Genomic DNA, 15,793 nt, shown 5'->3' on the forward strand with positions numbered 1-15,793 from the left:
TTTTCGGGTGACTACGACTTTAGTCGAATGGCGCCCGGCATGGATAGACAAAAACAGAGCAACAGGCAGGGTGGAATTTAATGAACTACTTCCTTACTGGTGGTACCGGATTTATTGGCCGTTTTCTCGTTGAGAAGCTTCTGGCGCGTGGCGGCACCGTTCACGTACTGGTGCGCGAACAGAGCCAGGACAAGCTCCAGAAGCTCCGGGAGCGCTGGGGCGCGGATGAAACCCGGGTCAAGGCGGTGATTGGTGATCTGACCCGTCCGAATCTGGGGATCGACGCCGACACCATGGCCTCCCTCAAGGGCAAGATCGATCATTTCTTCCATCTTGCCGCCGTCTACGACATGGGCGCGGATGAGGACAGTCAGCAGGCGGCCAACATTGACGGAACCCGGGCTGCAGTCCAGGCGGCAGAGGCCATGGGCGCAAAGCACTTCCATCACGTCTCCTCCATTGCAGCGGCAGGCCTGTTCAAGGGCACCTTCCGCGAGGACATGTTCGAGGAAGCGGAAAAGCTCGATCATCCATACCTGCTTACCAAACATGAGTCTGAAAGAGTGGTGCGGGAAGAGTGCAAGGTTCCGTTCCGAATTTACCGGCCGGGCATGGTGATCGGCCACTCCGAAACCGGCGAAATGGACAAGGTGGATGGTCCCTATTACTTCTTCAAGATGATCCAGAAGATTCGCCACGCGCTGCCCCAGTGGGTGCCCACTATCGGCATCGAGGGCGGCCGCCTGAACATTGTGCCGGTGGATTTCGTGGTAGATGCACTGGATCACATTGCCCACCTCGATGGCGAGGACGGTAACTGTTTCCACCTGGTGGATTCCGATCCCTACAAGGTTGGCGAGATCCTCAATATTTTCAGCGAGGCCGGCCACGCTCCGAAGATGGGCATGCGCATCGATTCCCGGATGTTCGGCTTCATCCCGCCGTTTATCCGCCAGAGTGTCAAGAACCTGCCGCCGGTGAAGCGTATTACCAGTGCGGTGCTGGATGACATGGGTATTCCGCCGTCGGTGATGTCGTTCATTAACTATCCCACCCGTTTTGACGCCCGCGAGACCGAGCGGGCGCTGAAGGGCACCGGTATCGAGGTGCCGCGCCTGCCGGACTACGCTCCGGTGATCTGGGATTACTGGGAACGGAACCTGGATCCGGATCTGTTCAAGGACCGCACCCTCAAGGGCACGGTCGAGGGCCGGGTCTGTGTGGTCACCGGTGCAACCTCCGGGATTGGTCTGGCGACAGCCCAGAAGCTGGCGGATGCCGGTGCCATTCTGGTCATCGGTGCCCGCAAGCCCGAGCGGCTGAAGGAAGTGGCGGCGGAGCTGGAATCCCGTGGCGCCAGCGTGCACCCCTATCAGTGCGATTTCTCGGACATGGACGCCTGTGACGAGTTCATCAAGACCGTGCTGGACAACCACGGCCACGTGGATGTGCTGGTAAACAACGCCGGCCGTTCCATCCGCCGGTCCCTGGATCTGTCCTTTGATCGCTTCCACGATTTCGAGCGCACCATGCAGCTGAACTACTTTGGTTCTGTGCGGCTGATCATGGGCTTTGCCCCGAGCATGATGGAGCACCGTCGGGGTCACGTGGTGAACATTTCCTCGATCGGGGTGCTCACCAACGCTCCGCGGTTCTCGGCCTACGTGGCGTCCAAGTCCGCCCTGGATGCGTTCAGTCGTTGTGCCGCGGCGGAATGGTCCGATCGGAATGTTACTTTCACCACCATCAATATGCCGTTGGTGAAAACGCCGATGATTGCGCCGACGAAAATCTACGATCAGGTGCCGACCCTGACACCGGACGAGGCAGCGGACATGGTGGCCGAGGCTATCGTCTACCGGCCCAAACGCATTGCCACCCGTCTGGGTATCTTCGCCCAGGTGCTGCACGCCCTGGCGCCGAAGATGGGCGAGATCATCATGAACACCGGTTACCGGATGTTCCCGGATTCACCGGCGGCCGCCGGCAGCAAGTCCGGCGAGAAACCGAACGTGTCCACCGAGCAGGTGGCCTTTGCGGCGATCATGCGGGGTATCTACTGGTAACGGTGGACCACGCAGGCATTAAAAAACCCGCTTTGGCGGGTTTTTTAATGGGTATGGGTTATTGCTCGGGGATTTCCACCGGAGGCGGCGGAAAACCGCCCAGCTCCTTCCACCGATTGACGATGCCGCAGAACAGGTCGGCGGTTTTTTCCGCATCGTAGGCCGCCGAATGGGCTTCCTTGTTGTTGAACGGGATACCGGCCAGCTTGCAGGCCTGGGCCAGCACCGTGTGGCCATAGGCCAGGCCCGCCAGGGTGGCAGTGTCAAACGTGGAGAACGGGTGGAACGGGTTGCGCTTGATGTCGGCACGCATGGTGGCGGCAAACACGAAATTGTGATCGAAGGTGGCGTTGTGGCCCACCAACACAGCCCGCTTGCAGTCATGGGCCTTCACCGCTTTGCGGATCGGGCTGAAAATTTCGCTCAGGCCCTCACGCTCGGGCACCGCTTCGCGGCTGGGATCCCAGGGGTCGATGCCGGTAAAGTCCAGGGCAGACTGCTCGAGGTTGGCGCCCTCAAACGGGTCGATTTGCTGCACGTGGGTCTCGCCCCGGCGCAACCAGCCGTCGTCATCCATGGTCAGCAGCACCGCTGCCACTTCCAGCAAAGCATCACGCTCGGGGTTGAAGCCGGCGGTCTCCACATCTACCACCACCGGCAGGAAACCACGGAAGCGTTTGGACATGGGATGCGGTTCTTTGTTTTCGTCTGTCACTCGAACTCCGGTTGTCGACAGTGTGTGTACGCGGCGTAACAGATTACGCCATTTGCCAGTTAACGGTTTCACTGGCTTTCAGGGGCACAATGGAGCCGTCTGCCAGGGGCAGTTGCTCGGGCATGGTCCAGGGCTTGCGTACCAGGGTAATGGTGTCCTGGTTGCGGGGCAGGCCGTAGAAGTCGGCACCATTATGGCTGGCGAAGGCCTCGAACTTGTCCAGGATGCCCAGTTCCTCGAAGATGTCCGCGTACAGGCCAATGGCGCCGAAGGCGGAGAAGCAGCCGGCACAGCCGCAGGCGGCTTCTTTCCTGTCCCTGGCGTGGGGGGCGGAATCGGTGCCCAGGAAGAAGCGTTTGTCTCCGCTGGCCACTGCGTTTCGCAGAGCCTGCTGGTGAAGGTTGCGCTTGAGGATGGGCAGGCAGTACAGGTGAGGGCGGATGCCGCCAACCAGCATGTGGTTGCGGTTGTACATCAGGTGTTGGGGCGTCAGGGTCGCGCCGAGGTTGTCACCCTTGTAGTCGCGGACAAAGTTTGCGGAATCGGCGGTGGTGATGTGTTCGAGCACCACCTTCAGGCTGGGGAAGGCTTGCAGCGTAGGCGCCAGTACCCGCTCCAGGAACACCTTCTCCCGGTCAAAGATATCGATGTCCGCATCGGTGACTTCGCCATGGACCAGCAACAGCATGCCGCAGTCGGCCATTGCCTCCAGCACGGGATAGATGTTGCGAATATCCTTTACACCGGAAGCAGAGTTGGTGGTGGCGCCGGCCGGGTAGAGTTTGGCGGCGATGACGCCGGCACTCCTGGCTTCCCGGATCATCTCCGGCGTGGTGGCTTCGGTCAGGTACAGGGTCATCAGCGGTTCGAAGCTGGCGCTGTTGGCTGCTGCCAGGATGCGTTCGCGGTAGGCGGTCGCGTCCGCTGCTGTGACCACGGGCAGCACCAGGTTGGGCATGATGATGGCGCGGCCGAAACAGACGGCGGTGGCCGGGACCACGTCATTGAGGATATCCCCGTCGCGAACGTGCAGGTGCCAGTCGTCCGGGCGGGTGATAATCAGCTGTTCTGTCATGGGTGTTTTCCGGGAGGCCTGAAAATTTGCCGAATTATATCAGAAGGTGAACGGCGTTGTTGCTCGCCCTCCCGGAGAACCCGTGGATCAGTAGACGGAGTCCAGAACTTCCAGGTGTGCGGCCACGCTCTCGGCCAGCGCCCTGAGGTGGTAGCCCCCCTCCAGTGTGGAGATGACCCGGTCGTTGGAGTAGTCGTTGGCGACGCTGGTGATCATCTCGGTGAGCCAGCGGAAGTCTTCGGTCTCCAGGTTCAGCTCCGCCATCGGGTCCAGCTTGTGCGCGTCGAAGCCGGCGGAGATCAGGATGACCTGCGGTTTGAAGTCCTGCAGCTTTTTCAGCCAGACGGCCTCTACGGTTTTCCGGTACTCGGCGGAGGAGCAGCCAGCTTCGATGGCCGCATTGACGATGTTCGGCGCCTGCCGGTGTACGTGGGAGTGGGGATAGAACGGGTGCTGGAAGCTGGAGCACATGAGAATGCGCTCGTCGCCGCCCACGATGTCCGCGGTGCCATTGCCCTGGTGTACATCGAAATCCACGATGGCAACCCGGTCGAGATGGTGGAAGTTAAGTGCCCGCATGGCGGCCAGTGCGATGTTGTTGTAGAAGCAGAAGCCCATGGATTTGGCACGCTCGGCATGGTGGCCGGGAGGTCGGGCGCAGACAAAGGCATTGGTAACCTGGCTGCTCATCACCATGTCGACGGCCTGAACGTTGGCGCCGGCGGCCAGGCGGGCGGCCCTCAGGGTGTCTGGCATCATCGCGGTGTCCGGATCGGTAAAGACACGGCCGCGGGTGGGCTCCATCAGTTCAAGCTGTTGCAGGTATTTTTCCGGGTGTACGGCCAACAGCTGGTCACGGGTGATCTCTTCCGGACGAACCCAGTCCAGATCCTGTTCCAGATGCGTGTCTGCCAGGTAGGCGAGGATCGTAGAGATACGTTCGGGGCATTCCGGGTGCTCCGGGCCCATGTTGTGCTTCATGCAGTCATCGTGGGAAAAAAATGCCGTGGTCATACGTCTCTGTTCGTCCGGAATATGCTTGTATTTTCATCAATGTTATCAGGGAAAAACGTAGTCCGTCGTATTTCTTTGGTCTTATGGGGCTGATAGCCGTTTTACATCAATACCGGAAGGCCTAAGATAAGACATACATTGATAAGTATTCTGTTTTATTGACATTATCACCTGAACCGGCCCGGCGGGGGCTGGTCTGAGGAGACCGCTTTGAGCACCCGTTACCTGGAAAGTCTTTTCAACCCGAGTTCCATCGTCGTGATTGGTGCCTCCGAACGCGCCGATAACCTGGGTGGCATGGTCCTGCGGAACCTTCTCGGTGGCGGCTACCCCACGGAGAAGCTTCTGGTGATCAACCAGAGCGGCTACGACAATGTTCACGGTGTGCCTTGCGTGCCCAAAGTGGCGAAGATGGACTTCACGCCGGACCTGGCTATTATCTGTACCCCGCCCGATACCGTCGCAAAAACCATCAAGCGCCTTGGCGAGGCGGGTGTGCGAACCGCCATCGTGATGACCGGTGGTATGTCCCGGACCCACAGCAAGACCGGGCAGCCCCTGATGTACTCTGTTCGCGAGGCTGCCAAGGAGACTGGTATCCGTGTGCTCGGGCCGAACACCATCGGCCTCATGGTGCCGGCCCGGAGTCTGAACGCTACCTATGCCCACATGGGGGCTATTCCCGGGCGCGTGGCGTTTGTGGGGCAGAGCGGCACCATCGCCAGCTCGGTGCTGGACTGGGCGTTTGCCCGGGGCGTCGGGTTCTCCTATTTCCTGACCCTGGGTGATGGCATGGACATCGATCATGATGACCTGATCGATTACCTGGCCCAGGACACCCAGACACGGGCGATCCTGCTGCACATCGAGAACGTGCCCAATCCCCGGCGCTTCATGTCGGCGGTTCGGGTGGCTTCCCGCACCAAGCCGGTGATTGCGGTCAAGTCCGGCCGGGTGCCGGAATCGGAATGGTTCCACCACGAACTGCCTGCCGGCCTGAAACGCAGTGACCCGATCTACGATGCCATGCTGCAGCGCGCCGGTGTGTTGCGGGTGGATGGCCTGGGGCAGATGTTCGATGCCCTGGAAACCCTGACCCGCATGCGCCCGTTGCGCCGGGAGTCCCTGGCGATCATGGCCAATGGTGTCGGTCCGGGTGTGCTGGCGGTGGACCGGCTGGCGGATCTGGGAGGCGAGCTGGCGGAGTTGTCGGAGCAGAGTATTGAAGCCCTGGCCGAGTTATTGCCCCCGTACTGGACCCGCAAGAATCCCATCGACCTGAACTACGACGCATCTCCGGAGCTCTACGCCCAGGCCATCAAGATCCTGGCCAAGGACCCGGAGGTGGCCAATGTGCTGGTCATGTACGCTCCCAGTCTGACCGAGGACAGCCTGCAGATCGCCGATGCGGTGGTGCAGGCCTCGAAGGGGACGCGCCTGAACGTGTTCACCTGTTGGCTGGGCCAGAGCACGGTGATGGAATCGCGGGAGGAATTCTACCGGGCAGGGCTTCCATCCTTCTTCAATCCGGAGAAGGCGGTGATGGCGTTCATGCAGCATGTCCGGCACCAACGGGTACAGCGCCTGCTGACCGAGACCCCGGAGTCCTTCACCGACCATTTCGCCGACCGGACCCGGCCCCGCCGGCTGGTGGCCAATGCCTTACGTTCTGGGAGAATGCATCTCTCAAACCGGGAAGCCCGCGAGGTGATCGGGGATTACGGCATCAATACCATCGATACCATCTACTGCGATGATATCGAAGAGGTGCTGGAAGCCTTTGCGGTGGAACGCCGGCCGGTGGACATCACCATTGTGCACGAGCAGGCTTGCCACCCGTTCCTCGATCTCAGCCCGACCCAGCGCCGTTATAAAGGCACCGTGAAGAAGCTCAACAGCGAGGCGGCGATCATGGACTCCTGTCGCTTCCTGATGGAGGAGTACCAGGAGCATTTTCCGAACAGCGGGTTCCTGGGTTTTGCGGTCCAGCGCTCCTACCAGCATGTGGGCGGCGTAGAGTTCAGTGTCGGTATTACCCGGGATTCCGAATTCGGGCCACTGGTGGTCTGCGGGGCCTCGGGTGCCCAGATCAATGTGATGACGGACCGGCAGATTGCGTTGCCGCCGCTGAACATGGTTCTTGCACGGGAGCTGCTGCGGCGTACTTACATGTACAAGCTCCTGAAGGAGCACAGCCTGAAGCCGGAGGAAGACATCCGGGCGGTATCCGAAACCCTGGTGACGCTATCCCAGATCGTGATCGATATTCCCGAGATCAAGGGGCTGGAGATCTCGCCGTTGTTGTTCAACGAGAGCGGGGCGGTGGCGGTCAACATCGCCATCAATCTCGATGACACCCCGACCAGGCCGATTATCCAGCCATATCCCCGCGAACTGGAAGAGTGGATTGTGCTGCCCAAGTCCGGCCGCCGGGTGATCATCCGGCCGGTGCTGGCGGAGGACGAGCCAGCGCACCGGGAGTTTCACGAGCACCAGTCGCCGGAATCGATCCGCTACCGGTTCTTCCAGTACCGCAAGCACTTCTCCCGGGAAGACGTGGCCCAGATGGTCCAGATCGACTACGACCGGGAGATGGTGTTCATCGCCAACGCGCCCCGGGAAGATGGTGAGGGTGAGGAAACGCTGGGCACCGTGCGCACCTGGACCGACGCCGACAACCTGCGCTGCGAGTTCGCCGTGATGGTGGATGACAAGATGAAAGGCGAGGGTCTGGGCGTGGCGCTGATGCAGAAAATGATCGACTACTGCCGCGCTCGGGGCACCGTGGAGATGGTCGGTAACGTAATGTCCGATAATCGGCCGATGTTGCAGTTGGCGGAGCACCTGGGTTTCGAGATCAAGTACAACACCGAAGAAGAGGTGATGGATCTTCGGCTGGTGCTTAACGAGCCGGAGAAGGACTGGCAAAAGGAGCGGCTGAAGAAGCGCGGGGCGCATCTCTAAGAGGGGGTCAGAAGAAAGCTTTCTTCTGACCCCAACTTCAAGTTCACGCCTGCCCAAGAGGTTTCGTCCAAGACGGGGTCAGATGAAGGCTTTCATCTGACCCCATGTTCACACTTCACTCTTCGACAATCGCCGAGCGATCCTCGCCGCCAAGCGCCTCCAGCAGCCCCGGAATCATCCGTGACAGCTCCAGCGTCATCAGGCTGAAGGCGGCATCAAACTTGGCCACGGCATCATCGGCGTCGACATCATCCAACTGCTCCTGCAGGGTCTCGCCGAATTTCAGGCGGCGGATGCCCAGCTCCTCGTCGAGCACGAAGGAGACGTTGTCGTCCCAGGTTACGGCAAGCTTGGTGACCTGCATGCCGGCTTCCAGGTGGTTGCGGATTTCGTCGGCTTTCAGGTCCAGTCCTTTGCAGCGCACCACACCGCCATCCTCGGAGGGATCCTTCAGTTCGCACTCGCTACCCAGGGCAATGCTGGCGGGCAGGTCGATGGTTTCGTTCAGCCAGCCGGTAAAGGTAAAGGCGGGTGACTGCTCCACTGCGGGCGGGCGAACCGGCAAGGAGCCCAGGCTCTTGCGCAGAGTAGAGGCCAGATCTTCCGCCTGTTTGGCAGATCCTGCGTCCACCACCAGAACACCGTCCTGGGGTGCCAGGTAGGCGTAGCAGCGGCGGTTTTTGGAAAATGCCTGGGGCAGCATCTCCAGCATCACCTGTTCCTTGATTTCGTCCTTCTCCTTGCGGCGCACCTTGCGACCCTGCTCGATTTCAATAGCTTCGGCCCGCTCTTCCACGGCTTCCTTCACCACGGGGCCCGGCAGGATCTTCTCTTCCTTGCGCAGGGAAATCAGGTGATAGCCATTGGCGCTGTGCACCAGTTGCTCGCCATGCTTGCCCAGCGGCGCCACCCAACCCTGACGGCTGGTTTCCTGGGGCCCGCAGGGTTTGAAGGCATCGCCCCGCAGTTTCTCCTCGAGCTCTTCAGGGGAGATATCAAACGGCTTGGTGAAACGGAATACACGGGCGTTACGAAACCACATCAGGTTCGGTCCTTGCTCTTGATTTGAATCGGTGACGGTTCGAAAAGGGGTAAGGATGATACGGCCACCGGACGGTGGCCGTAAAGTGACGGGTATAACGCTATATTTGCATGATCTCGACCAGAACGGTCTTGACGATAAAGCCGACCACGCCGGCACCGAGTACGGTAAACAGGGCCATGGTGCCGAACCGGCCAGCCTGGGACTTCTTGGCGAGATCCCAGACGATGAAACCCATCCAGACAATCAGGCCGGTCAGAAACACCAGCATGGCGATCTGGGAAAAGACTGCTTCGTTCATTGATTACTCCGATAACAACTGAAATTACTGTTCGTCGCGCAGGAAAACCCAGTTGTTCTTGTCGGACTGGTTTTCGCTGAAATAGTAGCCTTCGAGGTTGAAACCTTTGAGGTCGTCGGCCTGGGTGATGCGGTTCTGGATCGCATAGCGGCACATCAGGCCCCGGGCTTTCTTGGCGTAGAAGCTGATCATCTTGTACCGGCCGTTTTTCCAGTCCTTGAACTGGGGAGTTACGAGTCTGCCATCGAGTTCTTTCTTCTTCACACTCTTGAAATACTCGTTGGAAGCCAGGTTCACCAGTACACCGTCATTCTCGGCCAGTAGGCGGTTGATCTCGTCGGTAATCTTGCTGCCCCAGAAGGCATAGAGATCCTTGCCCTGATTGTTTTCGAACCTGGTTCCCATCTCCAGCCGATAGGGTTGCATGAGATCCAGCGGGCGAAGAATGCCATAAAGACCGGAGAGCATACGCAGGTGTTCCTGGGCGAAGGTAAAATCCTCTTCGCTGAAGCTTTCGGCGTCGAGGCCGGTATACACGTCGCCCTTGAACGCGAGAACGGCCTGGCGGGCATTCTCTGGCGTGAACGGCGTGTGCCAGGTCCGGAAGCGCTCGGCGTTGAGCTGGCCCAGCTTGTCGCTGATGCTCATGAGGTTGCTGATCTGGTGTGGCTCCAGTTCCTTGAGCTGGTCGACCAGTTCGCAGGCATCGTCCAGGAAATCCGGCTGGGTGTAGCTTTCCGTTGCCGGCGGGCTCTCGTAGTCCAGCGTCTTCGCAGGGGAGATAACCATCAACATGTCAGGAAATCCTCATTGCAGAAAGGTCAGTAACTGGTCCCTGGTAAATGGCCAGTCCAGCTCCGCACCGGTGTCGTTACGGCGCAGCACCGGAATCCGCGTTCCGTAACGCTCAACCAGCTCTTCAGACTGGGCGATGTCCACCACGTCCACCGGAATCGGTTCCGGCATCGGCGTGCTCACCAGCAGGGCTTCTGCCAGTTCGCAAAGGTGGCACTGGGATGTGGTGTAAAAATACAGTTCCATTATTTCCTGGGCTGCGCGTCCAGTTGTTGGCCGTTGACGTCCTGACTGTCCTTACCCATCAGGTACAGGTAGATAGGCATCAGATCTTCCGGCGCCGGGTTTTGTTGCGGGTTTTCCGCAGGGTAGGCTTTGGCGCGCATATTGGTCCGGGTGGCACCCGGATTCAGACTGTTGACGCGGATGCTGTGGCGCTCGTCGTCCAGCTCATCAGCCAGCAGCTGGCTCAGGCCCTCAACGGCGAACTTGGAGACGGCGTAGGCGCCCCAGTAGGCCTTGGCCTTGCGACCCACGCCGGAGGAGGTGAAAACCACCGAAGCGTCGTCGGATTTGCGAAGCAGAGGGATCATGGCGCGGCTCAGCAGAAACGGCGAGGTGGCGTTCACCTGCATCACCTTGTTCCACATTTCCGGATCGTACAGCTCCACCGGGCTGCGGTTCCCCAGGATGGCAGCGTTATGCAGCAGGCCATCCAGCCGACCGAAGTTGTCCTCGATGGTCATCGCTAGCTCTTCGTATTCCTTCACAGCCGCGCCCTCGAAGTTCATCGGGACGATGGCGGGCTTGGGATGCCCGGCGGCTTCAATCTCGTCGTAGACCTCCTCAAGCTTCGACACGGTACGACCCACCAGGATCACGGTGGCGCCATGGGCGGCATAGGCCTTGGCGGCGGCACGTCCGATTCCGCTGCCGGCACCCGTCACCATCACGATGCGGTCCTGCAGAAGATCGGCGGGTGCTTGGTAATTATGCATAACCTGTCTCCGTTTCAGGTTGTTGCCGGTCTGTATGCCGGATACGGATTCATTTGAGGCGCTATTGTAACAGCTTTGCCAGATCGCTGACGGTATCGGCTATGAGGTCGGCTTGCCATAAATCAACCGTCTCCGGCTCTTCGATGTAGCCATAGCGTACCGCAATGGTCCGCATACCGGCGTTGCGACCGGCCTCGATATCCCTTTCGTGGTCGCCCACGTAAATGGCGGTTTCCGGCTGTGCTCCGATCTGTGTGCAGGCCAGGAACAGGGCTTCCGGATGGGGTTTACGCTGGGCCACATGGTCCGGGCAGACCACTGCGGCGCAGCGTTGGGCCAGGCCAAGCGCCTCCACCAGCGGAGCGGCAAAGCGCAATGGCTTGTTGGTGACAATGCCCCACGGAATATCCCGCTCTTCAAGACTGCGCAGGAGTTCTTCCATCCCCTCGAACAGGGTGGTCTCGACGGCGACGCCGGCCTCGTAGAGGTCCAGGAAGGCTGTGTGCTTTTCCGTGTACTCCGGGTGTTCCGGTTCCAGGCCGAAGCCCACCCGTATCATGGCCCGGGCGCCGTTGGAGACGGAGCGGCGGATCCTTTCCGGAGGCAGCGGCGCCAGACCGTGCTGTTCCCGCAGCTGGTTCAGGCAGCGGATGAAATCCGGAGCGGTGTCGATCAGGGTGCCGTCCAGGTCGAACAGCACCACGGAAGGTTTCGGATCAGTCGTCACGGGCATCCCTGGCGTGCATGAGGTAGTTCACGTCCACGTCCCGGCCGAGTTTGTAGACCTTGGTGATCGGGTTGTAGGTCATGCCCGTGAGCTCCTGCACCTCCAGACCGGCGTGGCGCAGGTGATCGGACATTTCCGACGGGCGGATGAACTTTTTCCACTCGTGGGTCCCCTTGGGCAGCATGTTCAGCACATACTCGGCCCCGACGATGGCGAACAGGAAGGATTTGGGATTCCGGTTGATCGTGGAGACAAACATGTGTCCGCCGGGTTTGAGCATGGCAGCGCAGGCCCTGATCACCGAGGCCGGGTCTGGCACATGTTCGAGCATTTCCAGGCAGGTAACCACGTCGTACTGGCCGGCCTGGTCCGGGTCACGGGCCAGGTCTTCGACCGTGGTTTGCCGGTAGTCCACCCTGATGCCACTTTCCAGGCCGTGGAGCTTCGCGACGGACAGCGGGGCTTCGCCCATGTCGATGCCGGTCACGTGGGCTCCGCGCTGGGCCATGCCTTCGGATAGCAGGCCGCCGCCGCAACCCACATCGAGTACCTTCTTGCCCGCCAGGGAGACTCGCTCGTCAATGTAGTTCAGCCGCAGCGGGTTGATGTCGTGCAGCGGCTTGAACTCGCTGGAAGGATCCCACCAGCGACTGGCCAGAGCCTCGAATTTGGCAATTTCATTCCGGTCTACGTTCTGATTGGTCATGTTGGTCTCTGCCTGGAAAACGTCTGAAATCGGTTATTGGGCCTGATATTGCCGGATACGGTCACGCCAGTCATTGACCCTTAGCATGAGGTCGGCCACATCGATCCGGGTCAGTTTGCCTTCCTGTAACTGTGGTACGCCGTGAATCCAGCTATGGCTTACCGCCCGGGCGTGGTTGCTGTATACCAGATGGGAGGCCGGGTCATAGACCGGCTGCAGGAACGGATCGCTCAGGTCGATGGCGATGATGTCCGCCAGTTTGCCGGGTACCAGGGAGCCAAGATCGTGTTCGCGACCCAGTGCCCGGGCACCATTGATGGTAGCCATGGCCAGTGCCTGGTGGGCGGACAGGGCCGCGGCATCGCCGGCGACGGCCTTGGCTACCATGGCGGCGCTGCGGAGCTCACCAAACAGATCGAGATCGTTGTTGCTGGCTGCGCCGTCGGTACCGATGGCGACATTGATGCCTTGATCAATCAGCTTCTGTACCGGACAAAAACCGCTGGCCAGCTTCAGGTTGGATTCCGGACAGTGGATGACATGGGCCCCGCTGGTCGTCAGCCGTTCGATGTCGGAATCATCAATCTGGGTCATGTGCACGCACTGGGTGCGGGGGCCCAGCAGGCCTTTCTCCTCAATGCGCCCGGTTGGCCGCTGGCCGAATTTCTCGACGGCATCCGCCACTTCAAACGCGGTTTCGTGCAAGTGAATCTGGATGCGGGCGCCAGTAGCCTCCGAGAGTGCCAGGGCATCGCCCAGTGGTCCGTCGGAAACAGTGTAGGGCGCATGGGGACCGATCGCCGGCGTAATGTATTCATCGTCTTTCCAGGCCTCGATCAGGTCGGCCCCTTTCCTCAGATATTCTTCAGGCCCTGAGCCCCAGGCAGTGGGGAAGTCGATCAGGGGAAAACACACCTGCGCCCGCATGCCTACATCGTGGGCGGCCTGGGCAACGAGTTCCGGAAAGAAGTACATGTCAGAAAAGGTGGTGGTGCCTGTGCGCAGCATTTCGGCCATGGCCAGTTGGGTGCCATCGGCGATGAACTGCTCACCGATAAACTGATGTTCCGCCGGCCAGATATGATCGTTCAGCCAGGCCATCAGCGGCAGGTCGTCGGCCATTCCACGGAACAGGGACATGGCGGCATGGCCGTGCATGTTGATCAGGCCGGGCATGACTACGTGATCGGGCAAGTCGATGGTTTCCCGGGCCCGGTAGTCCCGGTCCGCCTCGTCCTGCGGGAGCAGGGCAAGCATGCGCGATCCCTGGAGGATAATGGCGTGGTTCTCCAGGATGACTCTGGCGGGCTCGATGGGAATCACCCATCTGGCATTGATTCGGATATCAGCCGCGGTGGTGATGGTTTCTGCCGTCATGGACCTGCCTTACAGCAACTGGGCGCACTCAGTACGCTCCGAAATGAAATGTAGCCCGAAAGTATAACCAGTGGCTGCGGCAAGAACTACCCGGGGACTTGTTTAATGCGTGGGTTGGCACCAACCTTAATAGAGCAGCGAAATTTCGGGGTGCTTCCCCGGCCATCACCGTTATACTGCGGGCTTTTGAAGGACTGACACGGAGCACGTTTATGGCGAAAGAATCCCGTCCGGCTGAACGCAACATCGGTACCGTGGCCATGCGCTGGCACGGGCACTCCCTGGCGTTACTGGACCAACGGCTGTTGCCCACGGAGGAGCATTGGATTACCTCGGAAGGGGCTTCGGGTGTTGCCCAGTGTATCCGGGACATGGTCGTGCGGGGTGCACCGGCTATTGGTATCAGTGCCGCCTACGGCGTCGCCCTGGCCGCCCGCCACGCGGGGGGTGGCGACTGGAAAGCGGAAATCCGGCAGGCGATCCGCGAGCTGGCGGAATCCCGGCCGACGGCGGTGAACCTGTTCTGGGCGTTGCAGCGGATGGAGAAGGTATTCCATGAGTGCCATTCCCTGGATGAGGCGGTAAAACGCCTTGCTGCAGAGGCCCAAAGCATTCACGAAGAGGATCTGGAAGCGAATTTCGCCATGGCGGATCATGCCTTGGAACTCATCAACCCGAATAAGCCGATATCCGTACTGACCCACTGCAACACCGGGGCCCTGGCCACTGGCGGTTATGGCACTGCCCTGGGCGTCATCCGCCGGTTGCACGAGGAAAAGCTGCTGCGGCGAGTCTATGCCGATGAGACCCGGCCCTGGCTGCAGGGCAGTCGGTTGACAGCCTGGGAACTGTCCCGGGACGGCATTCCGGTGACCCTCAATGCCGACGGCGCGGCGGCTGCCATCCTGGCAAGCGGCAAGGTTAAATGGATCGTAGTGGGCGCGGACCGGATTACCGCCAACGGTGACGTTGCCAACAAGATTGGTACTTACAGTCTCGCGGTACTGGCCCGGCACCATAAGGTCGGGTTCATGGTGGTGGCGCCCTCCAGCACGGTCGATATGTCCCTGGCTTCCGGCCGTGACATCCCCATCGAGGAACGGGACGGCACCGAAGTACGAGAGATTCGGGGCATTCCGCTGGCGCCGCCGGGTGTACAGGTATTCAATCCGGTGTTTGATGTGACTCCGGCCAGTCTGATCGATGCCATCGTCACGGAAAAAGGCGTCATCCACAATCCCAACATTACCGGGATGCGGGCGCTATTTGGTTGAGGTGTCGTCCTTGTCGTCGTAGCGGGCTTTCAGATTGCGGACTTCCTGCTCCTGTTCTTCCACGAAGTGCAGTGACATCTCGAAACTCTGGCGGGTGAATTCCAGGACCCGCCGGAACCCTTCATCGGACAGGTTCCGGGCGTCATCGTGGCGGCGGAAGATGTTGATGAATTCCCGCTCCCGTTCAAACTGCAGCGGGAGTCTGCCCACCCCCCAATCGTTCAGTATCTCCCAGACTTCCGGGTTGTAGTTCCGGGTGGTGCGCATGATGAAGGGGATAGGATCATTGCGGGCAATCAATGCCGCCAGGCGCAGGATCAGTTCGAAGGAGAGGGTCGCGGTGCCGTTCTCGATGGCCTCGAGCACCGATTTGTCCCTGAGATTGAGCGCCTCGCTCATCTCCGTCAGCGTGAGCCCTGCCACTTCCCGGATGTCTTTCAGAGACTGCCCGGCCAGCAACATCGCCCGGAGCTGGTCCTGGGAGTTGATCAGGGCCCGACCAAACCGGAGTGACGTGTCAGTGGCGCGGGCGCCGAAGCGAAGGGCGGATCCGGTGAGCTGATAGATTCGGTCGACGAGGCTTTCCGGCGTTTTCTCGGTCGCACCGGAAGTGTCGATGGCTTCCACTTTCTCCATGGACTTCATGGCATGGAGCGCATCCAGCAGCATGTCACGGATTTCCCGGGCATTCTGCTGGCTGCTTTTCGACGTTTCCTTCCTGGAGGTCATAAGAGGGCCA

The 15,793-nt window shown here is 60.2% G+C and carries 15 protein-coding genes; 3 read left to right on the top strand and 12 right to left on the bottom strand.

Going from position 1 to position 15,793, the window contains the following annotated elements; translation table 11 throughout:
• Positions 1–80 precede the first annotated feature (80 nt).
• Positions 81–2,066 carry an SDR family oxidoreductase gene (locus R6W86_RS04900; RefSeq protein ID WP_410328262.1) on the top strand — a complete coding sequence of 662 codons (1,986 nt, stop codon included), beginning with the start codon at positions 81–83 and terminating at the stop codon, positions 2,064–2,066.
• Between the two features lie 58 nt (positions 2,067–2,124).
• On the opposite strand, the gene rnt is transcribed toward R6W86_RS04900, so the two are convergent.
• The 3 genes from rnt to R6W86_RS04915 all read right to left on the bottom strand — a co-directional run bounded on the left by rnt (position 2,125) and on the right by R6W86_RS04915 (position 4,870).
• Positions 2,125–2,781 carry a ribonuclease T gene (gene rnt, locus R6W86_RS04905; protein WP_410328263.1) on the bottom strand — a complete coding sequence of 219 codons (657 nt, stop codon included), beginning with the start codon at positions 2,779–2,781 and terminating at the stop codon, positions 2,125–2,127.
• Positions 2,782–2,824: 43 nt separating this feature from the next.
• Positions 2,825–3,856: a dihydroorotase gene (gene pyrC / locus R6W86_RS04910; protein ID WP_410328264.1), complete on the bottom strand. Its 1,032-nt coding sequence runs from the start codon at positions 3,854–3,856 to the stop codon at positions 2,825–2,827.
• An 87-nt stretch (positions 3,857–3,943) separates the two neighbouring features.
• Positions 3,944–4,870, bottom strand: coding sequence for a histone deacetylase family protein (locus tag R6W86_RS04915; RefSeq protein WP_410328265.1), 927 nt, complete (start codon positions 4,868–4,870; stop codon positions 3,944–3,946).
• Between the two features lie 210 nt (positions 4,871–5,080).
• Here R6W86_RS04915 and R6W86_RS04920 point away from each other — a divergent pair, with 210 nt between their 5' ends.
• A complete protein-coding gene (locus tag R6W86_RS04920; RefSeq protein ID WP_410328266.1) occupies positions 5,081–7,834 on the top strand; it encodes a GNAT family N-acetyltransferase in 2,754 nt (917 codons plus the stop codon).
• A 115-nt stretch (positions 7,835–7,949) separates the two neighbouring features.
• On the opposite strand, the gene rdgC is transcribed toward R6W86_RS04920, so the two are convergent.
• The 8 genes from rdgC to R6W86_RS04960 form a co-directional block, all read right to left on the bottom strand.
• Positions 7,950–8,876, bottom strand: a complete 927-nt coding sequence (gene rdgC, locus R6W86_RS04925) for a recombination-associated protein RdgC (RefSeq protein ID WP_410328267.1) — start codon at positions 8,874–8,876, stop codon at positions 7,950–7,952.
• A gap of 100 nt (positions 8,877–8,976) precedes the next feature.
• Positions 8,977–9,177, bottom strand: coding sequence for a DUF2788 domain-containing protein (locus R6W86_RS04930; protein ID WP_372985698.1), 201 nt, complete (start codon positions 9,175–9,177; stop codon positions 8,977–8,979).
• A 24-nt stretch (positions 9,178–9,201) separates the two neighbouring features.
• Positions 9,202–9,972 (bottom strand): peroxide stress protein YaaA, encoded by a 771-nt coding sequence (yaaA, locus tag R6W86_RS04935; protein ID WP_410328268.1) that lies wholly within the window; start codon positions 9,970–9,972, stop codon positions 9,202–9,204.
• Positions 9,973–9,984: 12 nt separating this feature from the next.
• Complete coding sequence (locus R6W86_RS04940; RefSeq protein WP_410328269.1) at positions 9,985–10,218, bottom strand: glutaredoxin family protein; 234 nt, start codon at positions 10,216–10,218, stop codon at positions 9,985–9,987.
• The gene (locus tag R6W86_RS04945) at positions 10,218–10,970 is read right to left on the bottom strand and encodes a YciK family oxidoreductase (protein ID WP_410328270.1); all 753 of its coding nucleotides are present in this window, start codon (positions 10,968–10,970) and stop codon (positions 10,218–10,220) included. Before R6W86_RS04945 ends, R6W86_RS04940 begins: the two co-directional genes overlap by 1 nt.
• A gap of 61 nt (positions 10,971–11,031) precedes the next feature.
• Positions 11,032–11,697 carry a phosphoglycolate phosphatase gene (gene gph / locus R6W86_RS04950; protein WP_410328271.1) on the bottom strand — a complete coding sequence of 222 codons (666 nt, stop codon included), beginning with the start codon at positions 11,695–11,697 and terminating at the stop codon, positions 11,032–11,034.
• Positions 11,687–12,403 carry a bifunctional 2-polyprenyl-6-hydroxyphenol methylase/3-demethylubiquinol 3-O-methyltransferase UbiG gene (gene ubiG / locus R6W86_RS04955; protein ID WP_410328272.1) on the bottom strand — a complete coding sequence of 239 codons (717 nt, stop codon included), beginning with the start codon at positions 12,401–12,403 and terminating at the stop codon, positions 11,687–11,689. The genes gph and ubiG overlap by 11 nt, the downstream gene beginning before the upstream one ends.
• Positions 12,404–12,436: 33 nt before the next feature.
• Complete coding sequence (locus R6W86_RS04960; protein ID WP_410328273.1) at positions 12,437–13,780, bottom strand: TRZ/ATZ family hydrolase; 1,344 nt, start codon at positions 13,778–13,780, stop codon at positions 12,437–12,439.
• A 212-nt stretch (positions 13,781–13,992) separates the two neighbouring features.
• Between R6W86_RS04960 and mtnA the strand changes: the two genes are divergently transcribed.
• Positions 13,993–15,054, top strand: coding sequence for an S-methyl-5-thioribose-1-phosphate isomerase (gene mtnA, locus R6W86_RS04965; RefSeq protein ID WP_410328274.1), 1,062 nt, complete (start codon positions 13,993–13,995; stop codon positions 15,052–15,054).
• Here the strand turns inward: mtnA and R6W86_RS04970 are convergent.
• A complete protein-coding gene (locus R6W86_RS04970; RefSeq protein ID WP_410328275.1) occupies positions 15,043–15,783 on the bottom strand; it encodes a helix-turn-helix domain-containing protein in 741 nt (246 codons plus the stop codon). The genes mtnA and R6W86_RS04970 overlap by 12 nt on opposite strands.
• Positions 15,784–15,793 lie beyond the last annotated feature (10 nt).

Source organism: Marinobacter sp. (genome assembly GCF_046484525.1).
Lineage (GTDB): Bacteria > Pseudomonadota > Gammaproteobacteria > Pseudomonadales > Oleiphilaceae > Marinobacter.

Excerpts from the sequence above, each read along its gene's own strand:
- R6W86_RS04900 (WP_410328262.1), top strand. The coding sequence starts at position 81 with ATGAACTACTTCCTTACTGGTGGTACCGGATTTATTGGCCGTTTTCTC.
- pyrC (WP_410328264.1), bottom strand. The coding sequence starts at position 3,856 with ATGACAGAACAGCTGATTATCACCCGCCCGGACGACTGGCACCTGCAC.
- R6W86_RS04915 (WP_410328265.1), bottom strand. The coding sequence starts at position 4,870 with ATGACCACGGCATTTTTTTCCCACGATGACTGCATGAAGCACAACATG.
- rdgC (WP_410328267.1), bottom strand. The coding sequence starts at position 8,876 with ATGTGGTTTCGTAACGCCCGTGTATTCCGTTTCACCAAGCCGTTTGAT.
- R6W86_RS04930 (WP_372985698.1), bottom strand. The coding sequence starts at position 9,177 with ATGAACGAAGCAGTCTTTTCCCAGATCGCCATGCTGGTGTTTCTGACC.
- yaaA (WP_410328268.1), bottom strand. The coding sequence starts at position 9,972 with ATGTTGATGGTTATCTCCCCTGCGAAGACGCTGGACTACGAGAGCCCG.
- R6W86_RS04940 (WP_410328269.1), bottom strand. The coding sequence starts at position 10,218 with ATGGAACTGTATTTTTACACCACATCCCAGTGCCACCTTTGCGAACTG.
- R6W86_RS04945 (WP_410328270.1), bottom strand. The coding sequence starts at position 10,970 with ATGCATAATTACCAAGCACCCGCCGATCTTCTGCAGGACCGCATCGTG.
- ubiG (WP_410328272.1), bottom strand. The coding sequence starts at position 12,403 with ATGACCAATCAGAACGTAGACCGGAATGAAATTGCCAAATTCGAGGCT.
- R6W86_RS04960 (WP_410328273.1), bottom strand. The coding sequence starts at position 13,780 with ATGACGGCAGAAACCATCACCACCGCGGCTGATATCCGAATCAATGCC.
- mtnA (WP_410328274.1), top strand. The coding sequence starts at position 13,993 with ATGGCGAAAGAATCCCGTCCGGCTGAACGCAACATCGGTACCGTGGCC.
- R6W86_RS04970 (WP_410328275.1), bottom strand. The coding sequence starts at position 15,783 with ATGACCTCCAGGAAGGAAACGTCGAAAAGCAGCCAGCAGAATGCCCGG.